Consider the following 23,705-nt stretch of genomic DNA (forward strand, 5'->3'; position numbering starts at 1 on the left):
ATTATCTCACTTATATTTAGGTTTACTAATAATAAAGGAAAAAATAAAGTATAGCATCTGCTAAACAAGTTATTAGAGGCTCTGGCTTATTGTGTTACAGGAAGCTTTAGTTGAAGTTCGGTCAGAAGAAATGATCAAACTTTTTTACAAAAAATGTGTGATGTTTCACAAACAAAGAACCCATTTTGATTAATCTTTTTTTCAAAATGGGTTCCTTTAAATTAACGTAAAATGTGGGTTTATGAGATATTTTTGTTCAAACTTTAATTCAAAGCTACAGCTCCTTAAAAGGGCAGGCTTTTTTCTTATGCTTTCCCCCAATAATTTCAATCATAAATCCCGGCAATTTACTCTATATATAAACTAAACAGGAAAATTGGGCGGGAGAGAATGAGATTGAAAATTGATTGTGTATTTTCAGGTGGTGGAATGAAAGCCCTAGCATTTATAGGTGCAATAGAAGTTCTAGAAGAAAAGAATTACGAATTTATTCGTACAGCAGGTACTTCAGCTGGCGCAATTACGGCAGCTTTAGTTTCTGCGGGATATAAAAGCAACCAACTCAAAAGTATATTAAAAGAGTTAGATGAAAAAACGATTCTAGATAAATCGTTAATTGATCGCCTCTTTCCGTTTCCAAGATGGTTAGCTTTTTATTTTCGAATGGGATTATATAAAGGAAATACATTAGAAGAATGGTTGGAATCACATCTTTCGGCAAAAGGAGTTCATACCTTTGAAGATTTACCCGACGGGACATTAAAAGTGGTGGCCTCAGATTTGACTTCAGGGGAAATAATAGTTATTCCAGATGATCTTCCGAAGTATGGAATTGATCCAGGTTCATTTTCTGTTGCTCGTGCTGTTCGAATGAGTGCTGGAATCCCATATTTTTTCATACCAGAAAAATTAATTGAACCTACAAAAGATAAGCATGTAATTGTTGATGGTGGACTTCTTAGTAGTTTTCCACTCTGGGTGTTTGAAAAAGAGGATCAGCGAAGGAAGCGTCCTATTGTTGGAATGAAGCTTAGTAAAACTCTCTATAAACCTATAGAGAAGAAAATTAACAATTCTTTTGATATGTTACAGGCGTTATTCTCTACAATGCTAAGCGCACATGACAATCTATATATTAATAAGTCCGATGCTAAAGACATAATCTTTATACCTGTACCCGAATACTCAATCACAGATTTTAACCTTTCTTCAGAGGATCGAAAACAACTCATACAAATTGGCAGGGATCATGCCGAGCTCTTCCTCAAAAACTGGAACAGTTAATTCATCCCGCATGAAAGGGAAGCCAACCATGAAGCAAGTTTCACCAACAAGGATGGAAAAATAATGTTTTATTTTCATGGGAATAATCCCTCACCTCTTAAGTGATACGAAAAGAGTAGGTGGGGATAAACTGCCCGTAAATGTCAGAATGGTTCAAGGGCCTTTGGGTCATACCCTTGGAGGCTAACAATTAGTGGGAGGCGGACATTGATTGAAGTTTTACTTTATAAAAACAAAAAGAAAAATCGAGCGCTTAATTTGTAGCTCGATTTTTCTTTTTGTTTTTAGCCCCATCTATAACGGTTAGATGGGAGTTCGTTCTTGCTTTTTTCTTATTTGGCTTGGATAGACCACCTTTCAGACTAGTAGTTTTCTGAATAGGTGAACTACTTGGTTTATATTTTTTCTTTGATTGTTTCACGGCTTGTTTATATCTTTGCATATCTTTTGAACCAGTTCTTCCAGATAGAAAAAAATGGTAAATAGCATAAAATACGACCATAATACCGATAATTACTAATAGACTCATGAAGAGTTGACCAGGTTCCTTAATTAATCTGTATAAAAAACCAAATACGGCAAAACCGATAATTAGATAGAATATGGTAGGAAATATATGCTTTCTCATTAAATATGCCTCCTTTTTTGTTTAAATCCAAAATTAAGTGAAAGTTATGGAAATAAAACCCTTATTTAATGTATGTTTACCAACTAATAGGGAGTAAAGAAATATGCATCTATTTTCATCATTCCCATTTTTAAACGGATTAATCCTTGATTGTGATGAGGAATATTTTTGTTACCGTGTGCGCCATTCATTCATTAATTAATTTACCTATAGTTTACTAAAAAAACAGACATTAAACTAGGAGAATGTTTGAAAGAAAGCATGGTTTTTTCTAATTCAGGTAATCCTACAAAGTGGAGGTGGAATCTTTGGAAAAAAAGCTAGAACAAAATAAACAAGAACCTAAAATGACATTATTTCAAAGAGTTATAATTACTGGTGTGTTTGGAGGGCTTTTTTGGGGGTTTATGGGGAGCGTTTTGTACTACTTTAATTTTTCAAATGTCTCTCCTGCAAGTTTTTTTCCTCGCTCTTTTATGAATCAATCTTGGACTGATCGCTGGTTAGGTGAATTGGTAGGAATCCTAACCTGCGGTGTGATTTCAATAGTAGTTGCTATTTTATATTATGCATTTCTAAAAAAGACTTTAGGAATAGGGATAGGAATCGCTTTTGGAGCTGCACTCTGGGGAATCATGTTTTGGATTGCCAATCCCATTTTCTCTGCCGTACCTCCTATTTCATCGATAAATCCAACAACTATAGTGGCAACTGTTTGTATTTATATTTTGTATGGAACATTCATTGGATATTCCATTTCTTTTGATTACGATGATACTCAAAGGGGGAATTAACTTACTAACAAAAACCTACATGTTATGGTAAACTTTATAAAGAAATTAATTAGACTGTAGGTGAGACTTTTGAAAAAAATATTGTGTTTAAATGGGCCGAATTTAAACCGCCTAGGGAAAAGAGAACCTGATGTATACGGCCATACAACGTTAGAGGATGTGCTTAACCAATTAAAAGAGGAGGCAAGTAAATCTAGTTGTGAGCTTGTTGGCTTTCAATCAAATTCAGAGGCGGAATTAATCGATGCCATTCACAAAAGCGAGGATATTTATTCAGGTGTTATTTTTAATCCTGGAGCATTTACTCATACAAGCTACGCACTAAGGGATGCCATAGCATCTGTAAAAACTCCAGTTATTGAGGTCCATATTTCAAATGTCCACCAAAGGGAAGAGTTCCGCCACCATTCTGTCCTTGCTGCTGTTTGTGTGGGGCAGATTGTGGGTTTCGGAACTTTAGGATATAAGTTGGCATTGATTGCTTTATTAGAAGAAGGGAAAGGTGAGGGACATGGAAAAGCTTAACAAAGTAAGACAAGCTCTAAAAGATAACGATATAGAAGCTATCATGATTACAAGTGATAAAAACCGCAGGTACATAACTGGATTTACAGGAACAGCCGGAGTAGTACTCATCACTTCAGAGCAAGCATTATTACTTACAGATTTTCGTTACACTGAACAAGCTACTAGTCAAGCAAAAGATTTTACTGTTATTGAACATAAAGGACCAATTATGAAAGAAGTCTCGGACCAACTTACCCAATTAGATGTTCAAAGAGTTGGATTTGAAAAAGATCATATGACTTATTCTCAATATGAGATTTATAATAGAGAAATTAAGGCTGAATTAGTGCCAGTAAGTGGAGTCATTGAAAAATTACGCTTGATTAAGACTAAAGATGAGATTACTATATTAAAGGATGCTGCTCGTATAGCAGACCAAGCATTTGAACATATCCTATCTTATATTAAACCAGGAATTCCTGAAATAGATATTTCCAATGAACTAGAGTTCTTTATGAGAAAAAAAGGTGCGACATCTTCGTCCTTTGATATCATAGTAGCTTCTGGCTATCGTTCGGCTCTTCCTCATGGAGTTGCTTCTGAAAAGAGGATCCAAAGTGGGGAATTAGTGACACTAGATTTTGGTGCCTTGTATAAAGGGTACTGTTCTGATATCACCCGAACAGTGGCAGTTGGAGAAATCGATTCAAAGTTAAAGGAAATTTATGACACGGTTCTGGAAGCACAACTTCGTGGTATGGCAGGGCTTAAGGCTGGTATTTCTGGTGTTGAAGCTGATGCTCTTACACGTGACTATATTAAAGAAAAAGGGTATGGAGAATATTTTGGTCACTCCACAGGGCATGGAATTGGGCTTGATGTTCATGAGGGACCAGGGCTATCTTTCCGATCCGAGGAAGTTCTTCAGCCGGGAATGGTTGTTACAGTCGAGCCTGGGATATACATCGCCAACGTAGGTGGATGTCGAATTGAAGATGATACCTTGATTACGGAAGGTGGAAATGAACGTTTAACCCACTCACCGAAAGAATTAATTACACTTTAATAGAGCCGGTTAGGAGGAGAAAGAATGATTTCAGTAAATGATTTTAGAACAGGGTTAACCATCGAAGTGGATGGTGGTATTTGGCAAGTTATTGAATTTCAGCATGTAAAACCTGGGAAGGGAGCAGCTTTTGTTCGTTCAAAGCTAAGAAACCTTCGTAATGGCGGAATTCAAGAGAAGACATTTCGTGCAGGTGAAAAGGTGAGTAAAGCACATATTGAAAATCGTAAAATGCAATACTTATATGCTTCAGGTGATGCTCATACGTTTATGGACAATGAATCATTTGAACAATTAGAATTACAAACATCTCAAATCGAGTATGAATTAAAATTTTTAAAAGAAAATATGGAAGTCAATATCATGACCTATCAGGGAGAAACCTTGGGGGTAGAACTTCCAAACACCGTTGAACTCAAAGTAACAGAAACAGAGCCAGGCATTAAGGGAGATACAGCGTCTGGAGGAACAAAGCCAGCAACTGTTGAAACAGGATTAGTTGTTCAAGTTCCGTTTTTTGTGAATGAAGAAGATACACTTATTATTAATACAAGTGATGGAAAGTACGTATCACGCGGTTAATCAAATTAAAATTTTAAAACTTGGCATTCGAAAAACTTTGCGGTGAATGCCATAGTTACACTTGTACAGATAGGAAAGTTTTATACTTTCCTATCTGTCTAGTAAAAGCCAATTAGGAGATAGAATCCTAATTGGCTTTTTTATTTGGACAGGGTTCATATTTAATTAGAATCATTCATATATTCATCATATAGAAAGTCCTAATGAAGGAGTATGTCTTATGGATGTAATATTGCGTTTACTACCACCTGAATTAAAACGTAAGGTTACGCAAGCTCTAGATAAAAGATGGGAACATTTGCAAGAAATAAGAATTAGGATCAATCGTCCTTTGGAATTTGTTTTTGATCATGATAACGAAATACGAAGTAATCTCATTGCTAGCGAAAGCGATGGCAAGTTTTTACTCAATCAGTTAAGTGAGTTTTCTTTGTATCGCTTGGAAGAAGAGTTAAAGCAAGGGTACATTACAATTGAAGGCGGACATCGTGTTGGACTAGCTGGGAAGGTAAACGTAGAGGCTGGTAAGGTAAAAGCCATTCGTAATGTTTCTGGATTTAATATTAGGATTGCAAAAGAGAAAATAGGCTGCGCTGACTCTTTATTCACAAGCCTATTTCCCGAAAAGATAAAAAGCACCTTATTAATTGGGGAACCAAAGTCTGGAAAAACAACCCTTCTTAGAGATTTATCAAGGATTATAGGTTCTGGAACAAAACACCTTCCTTCTTATCGAGTTGGAATTGTAGATGAACGCTCAGAAATTGCTGGTTCTGTCAATGGAGTCCCTCAGCATCAGGTTGGAGTAAGAACGGATGTGATGGATGCTTGTCCAAAGGCAGAAGGAATGATGATGATGATTCGATCTATGTCACCCGAGGTGCTTATAGTAGATGAAATTGGCAGTCATCAAGATGTAGAGGCAATTGAGGAAGCTATGCATGCAGGAATTACCTTGATTTGTTCCATTCATGGAAGTTCCATTGAACAGATTCAACATCGTCCATCCATTCGTAGATTAATTGAACGAAAAGCTTTTCAAAGGTACGTCATGCTTCCTGGGTTTCCTCCAAATAGGAGCCCTATTCATATTTATAATCAAGATTCCACAATCATTCGGTCAGTAAAGGAGGGAAATCCATATGCAATGGATCGGAGCCGCCATCCTTCTATTCGCTACAACTTGGATAGGCTTTGAATTTGCTCGACAGTTCCAATCCAGACCACGACAAATCAGGGAGCTTAAAAATGCCCTACAAATGCTTGAGGCAGAGATAGTATATGCCCAATCCCCAATTGCCGATGCGTTTATTCATATTTCAAAACAAATTCCTGCGCCGATTAATGTACTATTTATTGCTTTGAGTCAACGTTTAAGAACGGAAGCAAGATCACTTCCTGACATATGGATCCAAACTATTGAAGAGTATTGGCCAATGTTTGCCTTAAACAAAAACGAAAAGGAGATTTTACTCCAATTCGGGCAAACTTTAGGACAGTTGGACGTCAGTCAACAGCAAAAGCACATTCAACTTGCTTTAATTCACCTTAATAGGGAACTTGAGGAGGCACAGGAAGAAAAGAAAAAATATTCGAATATGTCGAAAAGTTTAGGAGTGTTATCCGGCTTATTATTAATCATTTTACTTTTATAACAAAAGGGGGCTTCAGGATCGTGCTCGGTGACGTATATCTCTTATTTCAAATAGCTGGAATTGGAATTATTGTAGCGATGATCCATACCATTTTAAAACAATTAGGGAAAGAAGAAATTGCCAATTTTGCAACTTTGGTTGCTTTTATTATCGTGTTGCTTATTGTTTTGAATGGTTTGAGTGATCTGTTTCAAGAAATTAAATCGGTATTCTTATTCCAAAGCTGATATGTAGGAGGAATCATGGAATGGGAATTATTGAGATTATATCTTTCGCTCTGATAGCAACCGTTCTCTATATTATTGTGAAGGATCAAAAACCATCGATTGCTTTTTTTATCATCCTATTAGCAGGTGTACTCATTTTTCTTAGTTTACTAGAGTATATAACTGATATCTTTTCCCTTTTAGACTATTTGGCCCAAAAAGCCAACATTGATGGTGTGTACCTAGAAACGATACTTAAAATTATTGGAATTGCATATATTGCTGAATTTGCAGCGCAAATTGTGAGAGATGCTGGTCTTGGGTCCGTAGCAGGAAAAATAGAATTAGCAGGCAAAATTTTTATACTTACGCTTGCGGTTCCCATTTTAACTGCAGTCATTGAGACTATTTTAGGGATGATGCCGGTATGATTCAAAAGAGGAGGACTTACGTTGGGTGTTCGAATGCCTTATGCAGCAATAATCTTTTTAAGCCTTATACTCTCCTTCCCAACACAGGCTGCTGCGAATCCCAACTACGATGAAGGGGAAACGGAAATTAATCCTATCAATCAAATATCACTAGATGAAATCGAAGGATACTGGAATCAGGTGGTCAATGAATATGGAGGATTTTTACCAGAAATTCAAAAAGGTAGTCTCGTTGAATTTATAGAAAATAAAGACTCTATCTCTTTCAAAGATTGGATAACTGGTCTATTTACTTTTTTATTTTTTGAGTTTGTCGCCAACGGTAAACTGTTGGGTACTTTAATTTTACTTACTTTATTTAGTGTTGTTTTACAATCTCTCCAAAATGCATTTGAAAAACAAGCTGTAAGTAAAATCGCTTATGCTGTAGTCTACCTTGTTTTAATTATCATCGCTTTAAATAGCTTCCAGTTGGCTATTTCTTATACCAAAGATGCCATAGATACAATGAGTGGGTTTATGGTTGCTCTTCTTCCTTTAATCTTGGGATTAATGGCATCCTTTGGCAGCCTAGCTGGGGTATCCTTTTTCCATCCAATTATTATATTTTTAATTCATACAAGTGGAATTTTGATCTCATCTATTGTTCTACCTTTGCTTTTTATGTCAGCTTTGCTCTCGATTGTAAGCACATTAAACAAAGAATATAAAGTAACGCAATTAGCGGGTCTTTTTCGTAATGGGGCATTGGCCATTCTTGGAGCATTTTTCACTGTTTTTTTAGCTGTAATATCTGTCCAGGGGGCTGCATCTAGTGTTCAAGACGGTATTGCAGTTAAAACAGCAAAGTTTGTAACAGGGAATTTTATTCCGGTGATTGGACGTATGTTTACAGATGCAACAGATACCGTTTTAAGTGCATCTCTTCTTCTTAAAAATTCTGTGGGGATCGTTGGGGTCATTATTATTCTCGGACTTGCCTTATTCCCTGCATTTAAAGTATTTGTCATAAGCTTAATATATAAAGTCGCAGCTGCTGTCCTACAACCAATCGGTGGCGGGATTATCATTGATTGTTTACAAATTATAAGCAAACATATTCTATTAATTTTTGCTGCTCTATTAGTAGTTACGCTTATGTTTTTTCTATCCATCGTGATTGTCGTTGCATCTAGTAATATTACGATGATGATTCGTTAAAGGAGGATCTATATGGATTTCATCATCGAATGGGTTACTCAGATCATAATATTTTTGCTTATTGCTATGGTTGTTGATCTGTTATTACCCTCATCTTCATTTAAAACGTATACCAAGTTAGTGATGGGTCTACTTCTTATTCTTATCTTCTTAAATCCGGTATTTGAATTATTTAAGCTGGATTCTGAAGCAATTGTCCAAAGAGGACTCCAGAGTTTTCAAGGAGAGGTGAAAGAAGTTTCTTTAGAAAATTCAATAGAATTAAAGAAAAAAGAAATACAAGCCCAACAAGATGCATATATATTAGACCAGATGGCTGTCCAATTAAAAGAAAAGGTGGAGGAGGAGATGATGGACGAATATGATATGACCATAAAATCCATTTCCTTTGAGTTTGAGGAGGATCGGGTGGATTACGAAGCCATTTCTAATATAAATGTATACGTCGTTTCTTCATCAAACTCTGAACAAAATACCATTGAGGAAGTGGAACTAGTAAGAGTTACTTTAAACCATTCAGAAAATCAGCAGGAAGAGCCCCCTGAACAGGAGGAAAAAATCCGTTCACTTCTTGCAAAAGCATGGGAAATAGATGAAGAAATGATCAGCTTACAATGTGGGGAGGGGTGTGAATAATGTTTAAATGGGTCACATCATTATTTTCTGATAAATCCTCTGGCGATTCACCATCATCAAAACAAAGGAAAAAAATGTATGTTGTTCTCCTTAGTGTCCTTGGGATTGCACTCTTACTCGGTGGAAACTTATTAAAACCAAGTGAGGAACCAGATTCATCATCTTTTCCTAATGAACAAAACGAGGACGAGGTCTCACTTTTAAAAGATGATGAGGATCAAGCGAAAGATAAGGGACTTGTTTCGGAAGTAGAAGAGATGTATGAAAAGGAGTTGACAGAAATTCTAGAGAAAATCCAAGGAGTCTCAAACGTTGATGTAATGGTAAATCTGGATGCTACAGACTTAAAGATTTATGAAAAAAATGTAGTAACTGGTAAACAAGAAACGGAAGAGACAGATCAAAATGGGGGGAAAAGAATGTTGAAGGATACCTCCAATGACGAACAAGTGGTGTTGGTTCGAAAAGGGGATAGAGAAGAACCAATACTCATCCAAACCAAAAAGCCAGAGGTTCGTGGGGTTTTAATTGTTGCAAACGGCGCGGAACACATGCAAATTAAGCAATGGATAGTTGAAGCAGTCTCACGCGCTCTAGATGTACCAACCCACCGAATTTCTGTTAATCCAAAAGAATAATAAGGGGAGGCAATAATAATGCTATTAAAAAAACAAACTGTTTGGTTATTAACCATGTTAAGTCTTATGATTGTACTAAGTGTTTATTACATGATGTCACCAAGTGATGGTCAGGTAGCTTTTTTAGATCAAGAAGAAAACAATACAGCTGAAAATGATGTGGCAAATCTAAATGAAGAACAAGAAGATTTGACTGAAAATGGGGATGTAACAGAAGCTTCTGGAGATGAAAATTCAGTGATATCTTCTATTACAAGTGATGAACTGTTTACAGCTATTCGAATGGAACGCGAAGATGATTATAATGCTACAAAAGAAAGATTAGATGACGTAATTGCATCCAGCGATGTATCCTCCGAAGAAAAAAACGAAGCATTAAATGAGATTGATAATCTAGAAGATCGTAAATCAAAGGAATCATATCTAGAACAAACGATCATGGCACAATACAACTATCCTGATGTACTTGTTCGTGCTGACGATGATATTGTTCATGTTACAGTAAAAGCAGACGAGCTTTCAGATGAGACTGTTGTTGAGATTATGCAGCTTACTCGCGATGAGTTTGGGGTGATGCCAGTGGATGTGAGCTTTAGCCCAAGCGAAAACTAAGCTAAAAAAGTCTACCCTAAATAGGGTAGACTTTTTTTATACATCCTAACATGCCTGTTTTAAGTGACGCTTTCCGGGACAAAGTGCTAGTAGATTAACTTGAGTGTTGCCGATGTTGCTTGAGTGTTAAATCCATGGTTTGAGTGCCGTTGCTCATACTCCTAGTGACGAAATAGCGTGATTATGTGACGATTTTTCGAAAGACAGTTGAACTTATGCGCTATCCGAACCTCGGTGAGTGACAAGTGCAACTCGATGGACATGAAGATAGGGTTGGAAGGTGTTATAGGTTTTGGGGGAGGCACTCAAACTAAGGCATTTAGTCATAAAAGCATGCACTCAAACGGCTTCTAAGAAAGCAAGATATTCTTTCTAGAGTCCCTTTAACGAATGTCCAATTTTCTAATGTTGTAGAATAGAACATGTGGATGCTTGATGTTTATATGTTATTTAGCGTAAAATGTTAAGAGAAGTTATTAGTACCTGTTAATAAAACTAATGAATGACAAAGGGGTGCCTTGTTGTGTTAAAAATTCAAGAAATTCGAGAAATCATTAAACTAATTGATGAATCAACTATTCATGAATTTACTTATGAAGCTAACGGTGAAAAGGTCAAATTAAAAAAGGAGAAGATGGAAACGACTCAAGTAGTCACTCAAGCTCCTGCACAAATTGCGGAAAAACATCAGCCTCAATTTCAAGAAACTGTAAAGCCTGAACAGGAAACACAAAAGGTTGAGGAACCAAAGAAAGAGGAAATCAAAAACTATAATCACGAAATTGTTTCTCCAATGGTTGGTACTTTTTACAGTGCTCCAAATCCAGAGAGTGAAGATTATGTTCAAGTGGGTTCCAAAGTTTCTAAAGATACAGTTGTATGCATTGTAGAAGCTATGAAATTATTCAATGAAATCGAGGCAGAAGTAAATGGGGAGATCGTTGAAGTTTTAGCGGGAACTGGGGAGCTCATAGAATACGGTCAACCGTTATTCAGAGTGAAAACTCAATAAGGAGATTGATGAAGTTGATTAAAAAGGTGTTAATTGCAAACAGAGGAGAAATTGCTGTCCGTATAATTAGAGCCTGTAAAGAACTAGGGATTGCAACAGTAGCCGTTTATTCAGAAGCTGATCGTGATAGTTTACATGTTCAGCTTGCAGATGAGGCCTATTGCATTGGTCCAAAGTCTAGTAAGGAAAGCTATTTAAATAAGACAAATATTATGAGCGTTGCTACTTTAACAGAAGTGGATGCTATACATCCAGGTTATGGATTTCTAGCAGAAAATGCAGACTTCGCAGAAATTTGCCAAGCCTGTGGGGTTAAGTTTATTGGACCATCTCCACATGCGATTCAGAAAATGGGAACAAAGGATGTAGCTCGTGAAACAATGAAGCAGGCTGGTGTTCCCATTGTTCCAGGATCAGATGGTATCATAAAGAATGAAGAAGAAGGAAAAAAGATTGCTGAATCCATTGGGTATCCCGTTATTATAAAAGCCACAGCTGGTGGCGGAGGTAAAGGGATCAGAGTAGCTCTCAACGAAGAAGAATTAATCAAAGGAATTCGTGTCACACAGAAAGAGGCTGAGACTGCTTTTGGTGATCCTGGAGTTTACTTAGAAAAGTTCATTGAGGATTTTAGACATGTAGAAATTCAAGTTCTGGCAGATGAACATGGAAATGTCATACATTTAGGGGAAAGAGACTGTACAGTGCAGCGAAGACTCCAAAAACTGATAGAAGAAACTCCTTCTCCAGCTCTATCTGAGGAAATTCGTCAACAAATGGGGCGAGCAGCTGTAAAAGCTGCTGAAGCAGTTCAGTACACGGGAGCCGGTACCATCGAATTTATTTTTGATCATAATGAAAATAAATTTTATTTTATGGAAATGAATACACGAATCCAAGTAGAGCACCCTGTTACAGAAATGGTAACAGGGGTAGATTTAATAAAAGAACAAATTAAAATTGCAAATGGGGAGACTTTATCTTATCGCCAGGAAGAAGTTCAATTTAAGGGCTGGGCTATTGAATGTCGAATCAATGCTGAGGATCCATTTAAAAACTTTATGCCTTCTGCTGGAGAAATAACCTTTTACTTATCTCCTGGAGGATATGGAGTAAGAGTCGATTCGGCTGCTTATCCAGGGTGGGTAATCCCACCATATTATGACTCTATGATTGCAAAACTAATAACTTACGGAAATACAAGAGAAGAAGCAATCCAAAAAATGAAACGCGCTTTAGATGAGTTCATTATAGAAGGTGTTAAAACAACCATTCCATTCCATCAAAGGGTTATGAATCATTCTGTTTTTGTTAATGGAGAATTTAATACGAAGTTTCTTGAAAAGTACACTATAATGAATAGTGAAAGTGAATAAAGAGGAGTGACAGGTATGAGCGAGAATTTTCCACTTAATGTTAGTGAAGATACGTCATTAGGTAATGTAGAAATCGCTCCTGAGGTCATTGAAGTTATCGCGGGGATCGCGGCTTCTGATGTTCCTGGGGTTTCACAAATGAGAGGGAATTTTGCTGCAGGAGTTCGTGAGCGTTTAGGTAAAAAGAGTCATGGAAAAGGCGTTAAGGTTGAATTGGAGGACGATGGAATTAGTATTGATGTATTTGTACAGTTAGAGTACGATAGCTCAATTCCAGTAGTTGCACAGAAAATTCAAGAAAATATACGTCAAACATTAAAAAATATGACTGCCTTAGAAATTAAAGAAGTGAATGTTCATGTGGTTAGTATTCAATTTGATTCAAAAGTGGAAGAAGAGACAGAAGAATAAGATTGTCATGGCCATAAGAAGGGGAGCCTTTTTATGGCTTTTTTTGTAAGATAAATATAAAATTTGTATAGCTCCAGTGAAAAAGCTTCCTCGAGTAATCTTTGAAGTTTTTGCCTCGATCCAGCACAATAAGGAAAGCTAAGTCTTCTTGATTCGATATCTTTTTGAGAATCCCAATGCCCCAAGGGCGCTATGGAATTTGCCTTTCATTCGTGTTATGATTCCTAGAGGATATCAAGCAAAGGAGATATGAGAGTGAATCGTAGAGAAGCTAGAGAAAAAGCATTTCAAATTTTATTTCAAATAGATATGAATGATATTGATGTAAATGAAGCAATTGACCATGTGCTTGAGGGAGAAATGGTAGATGCTTATCTCCATCAGGTTGTTTTTGGAGTAAAAGAAAAAAAGGAAGAGATTGATCAATTGATCGAGCAGTTTTTAGAACATTGGAGAATGAAACGCATAGCAGCTGTAGAAAGGACTTTGCTACGTATGGCTGTGTATGAGATCAGATATGTAGATGATGTTCCTGATAAAGTAGCATTAAACGAGGCTCTTGAATTAGCAAAGCTTTATGGGGATGATAAATCGAGCAGTTTTATCCATGGTGTTTTATCAAAAATGTTGAAATAAATTTTAGAAGGGGAGAGGTAAAATGGCAGCTACTGTAATTTGGGGGAATGAATTGGCTTCAAAATTTCGAGAAGAAATGAAACTTGAGTTGGAAGGCTTGAAAAAAGAAGGAATTGAACCAGGATTAACAGTTGTTATTGTTGGGGAGGACCCTGCCTCCAAATCATATGTGAAAGCTAAAAGTAAAGCCTGTGAACAAATAGGAATCCGTTCAAAAGTGATAGAACTTCCAGCGGATACGACAGAACAGGAGGTAGTTACAGTAGTCCAATCCTTAAATAAGGATGAAACTGTTCATGGAATACTGGTTCAGCTTCCTTTACCAAAACAAATTCGAGAAGAAGTTATTATTGAGACCATTTCTCCTGAGAAGGATGTAGATGGATTCCATCCAACGACCATCGGAAAAATGCTGACAGGGCAAGATACATTTTTCCCTTGTACACCATTCGGAATTGTAAAAATGGTTCAATCCCAAAACATTCCGATAGAAGGGAAACATGTAGTTGTCGTTGGGAGAAGTAATATTGTTGGTAAACCTGTAGGTCAGTTGTTTTTGAATGAAAATGCAACCGTGACTTATTGCCATTCTAGGACAAAAAATCTGAAAGAGATTACAAGACAAGCAGATATTTTGATTGTAGCTGTTGGCCGAATTCACATGATTACGGCAGAGTACGTAAAAGAAGGTGCCGTGGTTATCGATGTTGGAGTGAATAGAAAAGACGATGGAAAACTAACAGGGGATGTTGACTTTGCCTCTGTTGAACCAGTTGCCTCTTATATTACACCTGTCCCAAAAGGTGTAGGCCCTATGACTATAACGATGCTTCTACATAATACGATAAAAGCTGCTAGATTGTTGGAGCAAAAAGAAAGGATCTCTTAGAAGTGAACGAAAGATATTTAACAGTTGGGGCCTTAACAAAGTATATGAAGAGAAAGCTCGAAACTGACTCCCATCTTCAAAATGTATGGCTGAAGGGAGAAATCTCAAATTTCAAACGACATAGTCGCGGTCACCTTTACATGACCATCAAAGATGACGAGGCTAGGATCCAAGCTGTTATGTTTCAGGCTAATACTAGGTCATTACGGTTTGAACCAGAAAATGGAATGCAAGTATTACTTAGAGGAGACATCGGATTATATGAGCCGCATGGGCTCTATCAATTGTATATTCAAAGAATGGAACCTGATGGTATGGGTTCCCTCTTTGTGGCTTTTGAGCAATTGAAAAAGAATCTTCAACAAGAGGGGCTTTTTGATCCGAGTTTCAAGAAAAAAATCCCTATAATTCCTCAACATATAGGGATTATTACATCTCCGACTGGAGCCGCCATCCGAGATATATTGACAACAATAAAAAGAAGATTTCCTCTAGTGAAAATTACGGTTTTACCTGTGTCAGTACAAGGCGAGCTTGCTCCTCGAAGCATTACACGAGCATTGGGCTGGGCGAATCAGAAAAATATATTCGATTTATTAATCCTTGGCAGGGGCGGAGGGTCTATCGAAGAACTTTGGGCGTTTAATGATGAATCGGTTGCTCGCGCTGTTTTTGAATCAAAAATTCCAGTCATCTCCGCAGTAGGACATGAAACAGATACAACTATTACTGATTTTGTAGCTGATTTGAGAGCACCAACACCAACAGCAGCAGCAGAATTAGCTGTACCATCCCGCAAGGAATTGCTAGAAAAACTTCATTCAATTACTCAGCAATTAAATAAGTTTTTAAATTATACGGTCGATGGGCACAGGAAAAAACTGGATTCTTTAAATCAATCCTACGCCTTCCGTTATCCTCAACAACTAATAGTTCAAAAGGAACAGGAATTAGACAGACTTCAAGATGTACTCGATAAAAATATACGCCGACTTTATGATACAAAAAAGGAAGAAGTCTTTCAGTTGACTCACAGACTTCACCAAAATCATCCTAGAAAGCAAATACAATGGATGGAATCACAACTCACTCAATTAAATAAAGATTTGCAAAGAACAATGGAAAGAAGGCTAGAGCAAAAGCAAGAATTATTTCATCGGAAGATCAATCAACTGTCTTTATTAAACCCGCTATCTATAATGCAAAGAGGATATAGTATTACGAAGAAGAATGAGGAAATTATAAAATCTATCCGACAGGTTCAACCGGGAGATCCTATTAAAGTTCAGCTATCAGATGGATTATTAGATTGTCAGGTGTGGGGAATGGTTGATAAAGGAGAGGAAGAATCTTGACAAAAGAAGAAACAAATAATGAGATGAATTTTGAAGAAGCAATGGAGGCTCTTCAAAAGATAGTAGAGAGACTAGAAGAAGGAGACGTCCCTTTAGAAAAAGCCATTGAATACTATCAAGAAGGAATGAAGTTATCCAAATTTTGTAGTGATAAACTTCTTCATGTAGAAAAGCAAATGGAACAAATTGTTAATCAAAAAGGTGAGTTTGAACCGTTTACCATTCAGGAGGAAAAGTAGTGGATGTAAGTATTGAACAATATGTGCAGAAAAAGCAAGTTCTTATTAACCAGGAACTGCATCAAATATTGAAGAACAAAGAAATCCCTGAGCGTTTAAAGACTTCTATGGAATATTCTCTACAGGCAGGCGGGAAAAGACTTCGACCGATTCTATTACTTGGTGCTATAGATGATTTTGGGGGAGAGCTAGAAAAAGGAATTCCAATTGCTCTTGCTATTGAGATGCTTCATACTTATTCACTAATACATGATGATCTGCCAGCTATGGATGACGATGATTTGCGAAGAGGCGTGCCTACAAATCACCGACAATTTGGTGAAGCCACTGCAATTTTAACTGGGGATGCATTACTCACTTATAGCTTTGAACTTATTTCAACCAACCAGCAATTATCTGACCATGAAAAAATATATTTAATTAGAGAATTTTCAAAAGCAGCTGGACCAGAGGGTATGGTTGCTGGCCAAATGCTGGATATTATGGCTGAAGGAATTGAAATTTCTTTAGATGATTTGGAAAACATTCATCAGTTAAAAACAGGGCAATTGCTTTGTTTCTCCATTATTGCAGGGGCCTATTTATCTGGAGTAAGGGGAACAGTCCTACAAAATGTTAAAAACTTCGCCACCTGTTTAGGTCTTATCTTTCAAGTCCAGGATGATATATTAGATGTCATAGGTGATCAGAAGTTAACTGGAAAGGCTATAGGAAGTGACGAGGAAAGAGATAAAAGCACGTATCCTAAATTACTAGGAATTGATGGGGCAATAAGGCAAAAATCATTATATGTTACAAAAGCAGTGAATATTTTGGATGAACTATCAATAAAAGGAAAAAAGTTAGAACAGTTGCTATACTACGTATCTGAAAGAGAAGCCTAAGACTTAGGTTCATTGAAGATCAAAGTTTTTTATGGTATAATTCTATTACACTTTATGGGGTGGTGCAGTATTCTAGTCGGTCCTCCGTTCCTGAAGGCGGGCCTAAAAATCCGCCAAAGGGCACAACGATGAAGTTCCTTGTGTTGGCTTGAGGCGCCCAGCCTTGGGTCGATGCTGGGAGTTAAGGTAGCAGGGCGATCCACAAAGGCATGTGGGCGTTGACCCTGCTTCCGCGGAGGCCCATCTCTGTGATGCTAGCAGCCTGGTTAGCGTGATGGAATGGGGTATGAACCTACGTGGGGAAACTAGAAATCTAGTTTTCCTTGAGCGTAGCGTAGCCTGCCTTGAGTGGTCCTGAGGGGATTATGGCTATAAGGATCAGCAGATGGATGGCCACTATTTGTTGATTCTTCGTTGTATGAAATCAGTACTGCAAAAGAGGCTAAGGAACGGTAAAAGGTGGCTGTCGAGGAAATCTCCTAGACTGTTCTATGGACACTCATTAGGGATTATAGTGCGGACTAAGTGGCAATCCAGTCTAGCTGACGGTGACGTAGCTAAGATGGTTTTAATGGGGAACCGCCAATGTGGCAACACATGGTAACTATCTGGGAAAACCTACTGGACCTAAGCCGCAGTTTTTACCTTTTGAGTGACCATCCCAAATTTACATAATATGCGAATGAGGATGGCAAATGAAAAGTCAACTTAAAAAATCAATGAAATTTAGTATAAGTATCGCCGTTATCACTTTTGTGTTAGCGGCTATTTTTTCAATTGTCTCTACTTATTTTTTAGGTGGGGTTTCATGGGCAATTGGTGTGGTTATTGTATTTATCATTGTTTTAATTGGTGTTGTTTTTGATATGCTAGGAATAGCGGCCACAGCAGCAGATGAAACACCATTTCATGCGATGGCTGCTGAAAAAGTAAAAGGTTCAAAACATGCGATCCGTATCGTTAGGAATGCAGATAAATTTGCTAGCTTTTGTAATGATGTGATTGGAGACATTTCGGGAATTGTGAGTGGTACTGCCTCTGCATTAGTTGTCCTACAATTAACATTACAGATAGGGGAACGAGAGGAATCATTTGCTCATATTGTAATTTCCGTTATATTTACTAGTACAGTAGCAGCTATGACAGTTGGTGGAAAAGCACTTGGTAAGTATATGGCCATCCATTCTTCTACTCCTATTATTTTTTTTGTTGGAAAAGTGTTGGATTTTATCGAAAATAAATTTAAAATTAATTTATTGAAGGATGATAGGAAGAAAGTAAATGGAAAAACAAGATGAAGGTGAGTGTGATCCGATGATGGATCTTTATAAAATTAATGACCCCTCTTTCCTAAAAGAATGTTCTAATGAAGAACTAGAGAAGTTAGCGGAAACAATTCGCAATTTCCTCATTGAGAAACTTTCAAAAACCGGGGGGCACTTAGGAGCCAATTTAGGAGTTGTGGAATTAACAATAGCTCTCCACAAGATATTTGAGAGTCCAAAGGACAAGCTTATTTGGGATGTTGGACATCAATCTTATATTCATAAAATTTTAACCGGACGTGCTAGTGAATTTGAGACATTAAGGCAGTACAAGGGCCTAAGTGGTTTTCCAAAAAGGAATGAAAGTGAGCATGATGTTTGGGAAACAGGACATAGTTCTACTTCCTTATCGGCAGCAATGGGTATGGTTCTTGCCCGAGATTTGAAAAAGGAGTCTCATCAAGTTATTCCTATTATAGGTGATGGTGCACTAACAGGTGGGATGGCCCTTGAAGCATTAAATCATATTGGACATGAAAAAAAGAATATGATTGTTATATTAAATGATAATGAAATGTCTATTGCTCCTAATGTCGGAGCTCTCCATAACATGTTGGGTCGTATGCGAAGTGCTGGGAAATATAATTGGATGAAAGATGAAATGGAATTGCTATTGAAAAAGATTCCTGCTGTGGGTGGACGGTTAGCCCAAACAGCTGAACGACTTAAAGATAGTATGAAATACTTTGTAGTACCTGGGATGTTTTTCGAAGAAATGGGTTTTACTTATTATGGACCAGTAGACGGTCATGATTTTCGTGATCTTGAGGAACATCTAGAATACGCAAAGAAAACAGAGGGTCCAGTTCTTGTCCATGTGTTAACGAAAAAAGGAAAAGGATATGATCCTGCAGAGACAGATACGAAAGATCGTTGGCATGGAGTTGGGCCATATAAGATTGAATCAGGTGAAAAAATTAAATCTGTCGACAGTGCTCCTGCATGGAGTTCTGTGGTCAGTGAAACATTAAGAAAGATTGCCAGAAAGGACGATAGATTGGCCGTTATTACACCTGCCATGGTCCTAGGTTCTAAATTAGATAAATTTGGAGAGGAGTTTCCACATCGGCTTTTCGACGTGGGAATAGCAGAACAGCATGCAGCAACCCTTTCTGCTGGTTTAGCAACTCAGAATATGAAACCTTTTCTGGCTATCTATTCCACCTTTTTACAACGCGGATATGATCAAATGGTTCATGATATTTGTCGTCAAAACCTAAATGTGGCTATCGGTATTGACCGGGCCGGACTTGTTGGAGCAGACGGTGAGACTCATCAAGGAGTTTTTGATATATCCTTCTTAAGACATATACCAAATATGGTTCTTATGATGCCGAAAGATGAGAATGAGTGTCAGCACATGGTTTATACTTCTATTCAATATAATAATGGTCCAATTGCGGTTCGTTTTCCACGTGGGAATGGGTTAGGTGTAATGATGGATGAGGAATTATCAGTTATACCTATAGGTAAATGGAGTGTGTTAGAACCAGGTTCAGATGCTGTCATTTTAACATTTGGTACGACGATTCCTATGGCATTACAAGCAAGAGAGGCTCTTTTAGTCAAAGGAATAAAAGTTAGTGTAGTTAATGCAAGGTTCATCAAACCTTTAGATGAAGAAATGCTTCACGATTTATTTTCCAAAGATGTGCCAATATTAACTATTGAAGAAGCTGCTCTGCAAGGTGGGTTTGGTAGTGCGGTATTAGAATTTGCAGAAGAAAATAATTATTATGGTAAAATAATTAAACGTATGGGAATACCTGATCGTTTTATTGAGCATGGTAGTGTAAACAAACTGTTAGAGGGAATTGATTTAACTTCAGCAGCTGTAGTAAAAAACATACAACAGATGACTCCTTCCAAAAAACAAAGGGCGTATTAAGAGTGAAAAAAGTTAGACTTGATGTACTTTTAGTTGAAAAAGGATTAGTTGAAACAAGGGAGAAAGCAAAACGAGCTATTATGGCTGGACTTGTCTTCCATAAAAGTGAAAGGTTGGACAAACCAGGACTTAAGGTGGATGAGGATATTCTTCTTGAGGTAAAAGGAAAGCCAATTCCCTATGTTAGTCGAGGGGGGTTAAAGTTAGAAAAAGCCATTGGGGTATTTAACCTTTCTTTAAAAGATGAAATCGTTTTAGATATAGGTTCCTCTACAGGAGGTTTCACAGACTGTGCTTTACAAAATGGGGCAAAGTTAAGTTATGCTGTTGATGTTGGGTATAACCAACTCGACTGGAAAATAAGGAATGATCCTAGGGTCATAGTTATGGAAAGAACTAACTTTAGGTATCTTGAGGAAGAAGCTTTAACTCATGAGACTCCTACTTTTGCAAGCATTGACGTTTCCTTTATTTCTCTACGGCTTATCTTTCCTACCCTTGCCAAGTTGATTGCTGATGGTGGCCAAGTTGTTGCACTTGTTAAACCACAATTTGAAGCTGGTAGAGAGCAAGTGGGTAAAAAAGGAATTGTTAGAGATCCAGACATTCATCGAGAAGTGATTGAAAATGTAATAAGAATGGCTATTTCTAACCACTTTTCTGTAAAAGGATTGACCTATTCTCCTATTACAGGGGGAGATGGGAATATTGAATTCTTACTACATCTTTCCTTTCATTCAGAGAAAGAAGGAAATATCGAATCAAATGTTGAAATAGAACATGTAGTAAGAGAAGCTCATAATGAATTAAGTAACAAGGGAAAGGGGCTTTCATAGTCCCTTTTTATTCTAACTATTAAAATTTATCCCGCATTAACGGTCAGTCTTACCCCCGTCTCAAGTCTTATGGGAAACGAACAGAGTAGGTGGGGGATAAACTGCTATGAAAATAAAACATTAAATTTTTCATCCTTGTTGGTGAAGCTTGCTTCCTGGTTGGCTGCCCGTAAATGTCCAATTGGTTCAAGAGCCTTTAGGTCTACCCTTGGGTGCTAACAATTAGTGGGGGTTGGGCACTGATTGAAGTTTCACTTTATATCTCTAGTCGGTTGAAAGTTCATGAAAAAAATTAGGCTTTCTGCATTGGACATGACGATAAGTCAATTTTTTCTAAGAATATAAGAATTTATCTAATAGGATTGTTTAAGAAAAAGGGGGATCGTCAGTGAATAAGGGACAACGCCATATTAAAATTAGAGAAATCATAGCAGATCACGATATTGAAACACAGGATGATCTTGTTGATTATTTAAAAGATTTAGGCTATAACGTGACACAAGCTACAGTCTCACGTGATATTAAAGAACTGCACCTAGTCAAGGTGCCATTACAGGATGGGCGTTACAAATATAGTTTGCCTGCTGACCAACGCTTTAATCCGCTTGAAAAATTAAAAAGGATTTTAATTGATGCTTTTGTGAGAATCGATAGAGCGGGGTATCTTATTGTAATGAAAACGTTGCCGGGTAATGCTAATGCTGTAGGAGCGCTTATTGATAATTTGGATTGGGATGAAATTTTAGGAACAATTTGTGGAGATGATACGATTTTAATTATCTGTCGGACGGAAGATAGCACCGAGGAATTGCAAGATCGTTTCTTGAATATGCTTTAACTCTAACATAGTGAGGTGCTTGTTTTGTTAGTTGAATTATCAATTAAAGACTTTGCTATTATCGATGAAATATCGATCCCCTTCCAAGAGGGATTAACAGTTTTAACTGGAGAAACTGGAGCCGGGAAATCCATTATTATTGATGCCATTCAGCTTTTAGTCGGAGGCAGAGGATCTGTCGAATATGTAAGGCATCAAACCGATAAGGCAGAAATTGAGGGATTATTTTCTATTGAAGATCCTTCTCATCCGGTTTTTCAAAAGGCTAAAGATCTTGGAATTGATTTAGAAGATGATGGGATGCTTGTTTTACATAGAACTATGACTTCTAGCGGAAAAAGTATATGTCGAATAAACAGGAAGTTAGTTACGCTTGGAATTCTTCGTGAAATTGGACAATCTTTAATCGACGTACATAGTCAGCATGAAAGTCAGCAATTAATGGATGTTGAACGTCATCTTGAATTCCTTGATCTCTTTGATTCAAAGAAAATGGTGCCTTTACTGACGGATTTCCAAAAGAATTACTCGCAATTTGAACAAGTTAAAAAAAGGTTAAAAGAACTTTCCCAAAATGAACAAGAAATGGCACAGAGGATTGACCTCTTATCTTTTCAATTAAAAGAGCTACAAGAGGCGCATTTAGAGCCGGGGGAGGACGAAGCCTTAGAAGAAAAAAGAAATGACCTTTTAAACTTCGAGAAATATTATGAGGCGCTTCAACAGTCCTATGAGGCCCTTCACGGAGAAAATCGGGCACTAGATTGGTTATCCCATGCAATGACTTCGTTAGAACCTTTAAAAAATAAAAGTACTAATTTGCAAAAGAAAATCGAGGACTTTACATCTGCTTACTACTTTATTGAGGAATTCTCTTTTGAAATAAGAAATGATTTGGATTCTTTAGAATATGACCCAGATCAGTTGGATGATATTGAAGATAGGTTGAATGAATTGCATCGATTGAAAAGAAAATATGGTTATACTGTTGAAGAAATAATTGATTATGCAGCCACAATTGAAAATGAATTGGACGAACTCACTCACCGCGAAACACATGTAGCAAATTTAGAAAAACAAATAGAAATGATACAAAAGGATTTATTATTGGAGGCCAAACAAATCCATGATGTGCGGCTGAAAATGGCAGAAAAAATCGTTAAAGAAATTCATGATGAACTTAAAGATTTATATTTAGAAAAAACTAAATTTGATATTGAATTTCAAACGGCTGAAAAATTTTTAACTAAAAAGGGAATAGATAGGATTCGTTTCTTAATCTCCACAAATCCAGGTGAACCATTAAAAGACCTTAATAAAGTTGCATCTGGTGGAGAATTATCTAGAATTATGCTTGCTCTAAAGCAAATATTTTCAAGACATCAAAAAATAACCAGTGTTATTTTTGATGAGGTTGATACAGGTGTAAGTGGCCGAGTAGCCCAAGCTATAGCAGAGAAAATTTATTCCATCTCTACACATTCACAGGTTCTTTGTATAAGCCACCTGCCTCAAGTTGCATCTATGGCTGATACCCATTACAGAATAGAAAAGGACTTAGAGAAAGGCAGGACGAAAACAAAAGTAGTGACTTTAACTAAAAATGAGCGTATCGAAGAGATCAGTAGAATGATGACTGGTGCTGAAATGACTGAGCTAACAAAGGAACATGCAAAAGAATTATTATCTTTGGCACACTCGGTCAAAACTAAAAACCACTACGTTAAGTAGTGGTTTTGTTTTAAGATAAGGGAATATAAAATTTGTCTGGCTCCAG

27 protein-coding genes are annotated in these 23,705 nt (G+C 37.2%); 26 read left to right on the forward strand and 1 reads right to left on the reverse strand.

Annotation, left to right across the window (positions count from 1 at the left end):
• Positions 1 to 390 precede the first annotated feature (390 nt).
• The gene (locus tag RZN25_06470; GenBank protein ID MEQ6376471.1) at positions 391 to 1,284 is read left to right on the forward strand and encodes a patatin-like phospholipase family protein; all 894 of its coding nucleotides are present in this window, start codon (positions 391 to 393) and stop codon (positions 1,282 to 1,284) included.
• A gap of 253 nt (positions 1,285 to 1,537) precedes the next feature.
• Here the strand turns inward: RZN25_06470 and RZN25_06475 are convergent, their stop codons facing one another.
• Positions 1,538 to 1,912 (reverse strand): SA1362 family protein, encoded by a 375-nt coding sequence (locus RZN25_06475; GenBank protein MEQ6376472.1) that lies wholly within the window; start codon positions 1,910 to 1,912, stop codon positions 1,538 to 1,540.
• Positions 1,913 to 2,211: 299 nt separating this feature from the next.
• Here RZN25_06475 and RZN25_06480 point away from each other — a divergent pair, with 299 nt between their 5' ends.
• From RZN25_06480 to recN, 25 genes are all read left to right on the forward strand, one after another.
• Complete coding sequence (locus RZN25_06480) at positions 2,212 to 2,706, forward strand: YqhR family membrane protein (GenBank protein MEQ6376473.1); 495 nt, start codon at positions 2,212 to 2,214, stop codon at positions 2,704 to 2,706.
• Positions 2,707 to 2,775: 69 nt separating this feature from the next.
• Complete coding sequence (gene aroQ, locus RZN25_06485; protein ID MEQ6376474.1) at positions 2,776 to 3,231, forward strand: type II 3-dehydroquinate dehydratase; 456 nt, start codon at positions 2,776 to 2,778, stop codon at positions 3,229 to 3,231.
• Complete coding sequence (locus RZN25_06490; GenBank protein ID MEQ6376475.1) at positions 3,218 to 4,279, forward strand: Xaa-Pro peptidase family protein; 1,062 nt, start codon at positions 3,218 to 3,220, stop codon at positions 4,277 to 4,279. Before aroQ ends, RZN25_06490 begins: the two co-directional genes overlap by 14 nt.
• Positions 4,280 to 4,303: 24 nt before the next feature.
• Complete coding sequence (gene efp / locus RZN25_06495) at positions 4,304 to 4,861, forward strand: elongation factor P (GenBank protein MEQ6376476.1); 558 nt, start codon at positions 4,304 to 4,306, stop codon at positions 4,859 to 4,861.
• A gap of 220 nt (positions 4,862 to 5,081) precedes the next feature.
• Positions 5,082 to 6,059 carry a stage III sporulation protein AA gene (gene spoIIIAA / locus RZN25_06500; protein ID MEQ6376477.1) on the forward strand — a complete coding sequence of 326 codons (978 nt, stop codon included), beginning with the start codon at positions 5,082 to 5,084 and terminating at the stop codon, positions 6,057 to 6,059.
• Positions 6,004 to 6,516, forward strand: coding sequence for a stage III sporulation protein SpoIIIAB (gene spoIIIAB, locus RZN25_06505; protein ID MEQ6376478.1), 513 nt, complete (start codon positions 6,004 to 6,006; stop codon positions 6,514 to 6,516). The genes spoIIIAA and spoIIIAB overlap by 56 nt, the downstream gene beginning before the upstream one ends.
• A 20-nt stretch (positions 6,517 to 6,536) precedes the next feature.
• Positions 6,537 to 6,743, forward strand: coding sequence for a stage III sporulation protein AC (spoIIIAC, locus tag RZN25_06510; protein ID MEQ6376479.1), 207 nt, complete (start codon positions 6,537 to 6,539; stop codon positions 6,741 to 6,743).
• 20 nt (positions 6,744 to 6,763) lie between these two features.
• Positions 6,764 to 7,153: a stage III sporulation protein AD gene (spoIIIAD, locus tag RZN25_06515; GenBank protein ID MEQ6376480.1), complete on the forward strand. Its 390-nt coding sequence runs from the start codon at positions 6,764 to 6,766 to the stop codon at positions 7,151 to 7,153.
• Positions 7,154 to 7,174: 21 nt separating this feature from the next.
• Entirely contained in the window at positions 7,175 to 8,353 is a 1,179-nt protein-coding gene (gene spoIIIAE / locus RZN25_06520; protein ID MEQ6376481.1) for a stage III sporulation protein AE, read from the forward strand.
• Positions 8,354 to 8,365: 12 nt separating this feature from the next.
• Entirely contained in the window at positions 8,366 to 8,989 is a 624-nt protein-coding gene (gene spoIIIAF / locus RZN25_06525; protein MEQ6376482.1) for a stage III sporulation protein AF, read from the forward strand.
• Positions 8,989 to 9,627 carry a stage III sporulation protein AG gene (spoIIIAG, locus tag RZN25_06530; protein MEQ6376483.1) on the forward strand — a complete coding sequence of 213 codons (639 nt, stop codon included), beginning with the start codon at positions 8,989 to 8,991 and terminating at the stop codon, positions 9,625 to 9,627. Before spoIIIAF ends, spoIIIAG begins: the two co-directional genes overlap by 1 nt.
• 18 nt (positions 9,628 to 9,645) lie before the next feature.
• Positions 9,646 to 10,239, forward strand: coding sequence for a SpoIIIAH-like family protein (locus RZN25_06535; protein MEQ6376484.1), 594 nt, complete (start codon positions 9,646 to 9,648; stop codon positions 10,237 to 10,239).
• Positions 10,240 to 10,762: 523 nt separating this feature from the next.
• Positions 10,763 to 11,251 (forward strand): acetyl-CoA carboxylase biotin carboxyl carrier protein, encoded by a 489-nt coding sequence (gene accB, locus RZN25_06540; protein ID MEQ6376485.1) that lies wholly within the window; start codon positions 10,763 to 10,765, stop codon positions 11,249 to 11,251.
• A 14-nt stretch (positions 11,252 to 11,265) separates the two neighbouring features.
• Complete coding sequence (gene accC / locus RZN25_06545) at positions 11,266 to 12,627, forward strand: acetyl-CoA carboxylase biotin carboxylase subunit (GenBank protein MEQ6376486.1); 1,362 nt, start codon at positions 11,266 to 11,268, stop codon at positions 12,625 to 12,627.
• 15 nt (positions 12,628 to 12,642) lie between these two features.
• Positions 12,643 to 13,038, forward strand: coding sequence for an Asp23/Gls24 family envelope stress response protein (locus tag RZN25_06550; GenBank protein MEQ6376487.1), 396 nt, complete (start codon positions 12,643 to 12,645; stop codon positions 13,036 to 13,038).
• Between the two features lie 255 nt (positions 13,039 to 13,293).
• Positions 13,294 to 13,674: a transcription antitermination factor NusB gene (gene nusB, locus RZN25_06555; GenBank protein ID MEQ6376488.1), complete on the forward strand. Its 381-nt coding sequence runs from the start codon at positions 13,294 to 13,296 to the stop codon at positions 13,672 to 13,674.
• Positions 13,675 to 13,696: 22 nt separating this feature from the next.
• The gene (folD, locus tag RZN25_06560; GenBank protein ID MEQ6376489.1) at positions 13,697 to 14,563 is read left to right on the forward strand and encodes a bifunctional methylenetetrahydrofolate dehydrogenase/methenyltetrahydrofolate cyclohydrolase FolD; all 867 of its coding nucleotides are present in this window, start codon (positions 13,697 to 13,699) and stop codon (positions 14,561 to 14,563) included.
• Between the two features lie 2 nt (positions 14,564 to 14,565).
• Positions 14,566 to 15,918 (forward strand): exodeoxyribonuclease VII large subunit, encoded by a 1,353-nt coding sequence (gene xseA / locus RZN25_06565; protein MEQ6376490.1) that lies wholly within the window; start codon positions 14,566 to 14,568, stop codon positions 15,916 to 15,918.
• A 23-nt stretch (positions 15,919 to 15,941) separates the two neighbouring features.
• A complete protein-coding gene (xseB, locus tag RZN25_06570; protein ID MEQ6376491.1) occupies positions 15,942 to 16,157 on the forward strand; it encodes an exodeoxyribonuclease VII small subunit in 216 nt (71 codons plus the stop codon).
• Entirely contained in the window at positions 16,157 to 17,041 is an 885-nt protein-coding gene (locus tag RZN25_06575) for a polyprenyl synthetase family protein (GenBank protein MEQ6376492.1), read from the forward strand. The genes xseB and RZN25_06575 overlap by 1 nt, the downstream gene beginning before the upstream one ends.
• Positions 17,042 to 17,736: 695 nt before the next feature.
• Positions 17,737 to 18,339 (forward strand): hypothetical protein, encoded by a 603-nt coding sequence (locus RZN25_06580; protein MEQ6376493.1) that lies wholly within the window; start codon positions 17,737 to 17,739, stop codon positions 18,337 to 18,339.
• A 19-nt stretch (positions 18,340 to 18,358) separates the two neighbouring features.
• Positions 18,359 to 20,254 (forward strand): 1-deoxy-D-xylulose-5-phosphate synthase, encoded by a 1,896-nt coding sequence (dxs, locus tag RZN25_06585; protein ID MEQ6376494.1) that lies wholly within the window; start codon positions 18,359 to 18,361, stop codon positions 20,252 to 20,254.
• 2 nt (positions 20,255 to 20,256) lie between these two features.
• Positions 20,257 to 21,090, forward strand: a complete 834-nt coding sequence (locus RZN25_06590) for a TlyA family RNA methyltransferase (GenBank protein MEQ6376495.1) — start codon at positions 20,257 to 20,259, stop codon at positions 21,088 to 21,090.
• A 388-nt stretch (positions 21,091 to 21,478) separates the two neighbouring features.
• Complete coding sequence (argR, locus tag RZN25_06595; protein MEQ6376496.1) at positions 21,479 to 21,928, forward strand: transcriptional regulator ArgR; 450 nt, start codon at positions 21,479 to 21,481, stop codon at positions 21,926 to 21,928.
• 24 nt (positions 21,929 to 21,952) lie between these two features.
• Positions 21,953 to 23,659, forward strand: a complete 1,707-nt coding sequence (gene recN, locus RZN25_06600) for a DNA repair protein RecN (GenBank protein ID MEQ6376497.1) — start codon at positions 21,953 to 21,955, stop codon at positions 23,657 to 23,659.
• Positions 23,660 to 23,705 lie beyond the last annotated feature (46 nt).

This window comes from Bacillaceae bacterium S4-13-56 (assembly GCA_040191315.1).
Classification (GTDB): Bacteria; Bacillota; Bacilli; order Bacillales; family JAWJLM01; genus JAWJLM01.

Excerpts from the sequence above, each read along its gene's own strand:
- RZN25_06470 (MEQ6376471.1), top strand. The coding sequence starts at position 391 with ATGAGATTGAAAATTGATTGTGTATTTTCAGGTGGTGGAATGAAAGCC.
- RZN25_06475 (MEQ6376472.1), bottom strand. The coding sequence starts at position 1,912 with ATGAGAAAGCATATATTTCCTACCATATTCTATCTAATTATCGGTTTT.
- RZN25_06490 (MEQ6376475.1), top strand. The coding sequence starts at position 3,218 with ATGGAAAAGCTTAACAAAGTAAGACAAGCTCTAAAAGATAACGATATA.
- efp (MEQ6376476.1), top strand. The coding sequence starts at position 4,304 with ATGATTTCAGTAAATGATTTTAGAACAGGGTTAACCATCGAAGTGGAT.
- spoIIIAA (MEQ6376477.1), top strand. The coding sequence starts at position 5,082 with ATGGATGTAATATTGCGTTTACTACCACCTGAATTAAAACGTAAGGTT.
- spoIIIAB (MEQ6376478.1), top strand. The coding sequence starts at position 6,004 with ATGCAATGGATCGGAGCCGCCATCCTTCTATTCGCTACAACTTGGATA.
- spoIIIAD (MEQ6376480.1), top strand. The coding sequence starts at position 6,764 with ATGGGAATTATTGAGATTATATCTTTCGCTCTGATAGCAACCGTTCTC.
- spoIIIAF (MEQ6376482.1), top strand. The coding sequence starts at position 8,366 with ATGGATTTCATCATCGAATGGGTTACTCAGATCATAATATTTTTGCTT.
- spoIIIAG (MEQ6376483.1), top strand. The coding sequence starts at position 8,989 with ATGTTTAAATGGGTCACATCATTATTTTCTGATAAATCCTCTGGCGAT.
- RZN25_06535 (MEQ6376484.1), top strand. The coding sequence starts at position 9,646 with ATGCTATTAAAAAAACAAACTGTTTGGTTATTAACCATGTTAAGTCTT.
- RZN25_06550 (MEQ6376487.1), top strand. The coding sequence starts at position 12,643 with ATGAGCGAGAATTTTCCACTTAATGTTAGTGAAGATACGTCATTAGGT.
- folD (MEQ6376489.1), top strand. The coding sequence starts at position 13,697 with ATGGCAGCTACTGTAATTTGGGGGAATGAATTGGCTTCAAAATTTCGA.
- xseB (MEQ6376491.1), top strand. The coding sequence starts at position 15,942 with ATGAATTTTGAAGAAGCAATGGAGGCTCTTCAAAAGATAGTAGAGAGA.
- RZN25_06580 (MEQ6376493.1), top strand. The coding sequence starts at position 17,737 with ATGAAAAGTCAACTTAAAAAATCAATGAAATTTAGTATAAGTATCGCC.
- dxs (MEQ6376494.1), top strand. The coding sequence starts at position 18,359 with ATGGATCTTTATAAAATTAATGACCCCTCTTTCCTAAAAGAATGTTCT.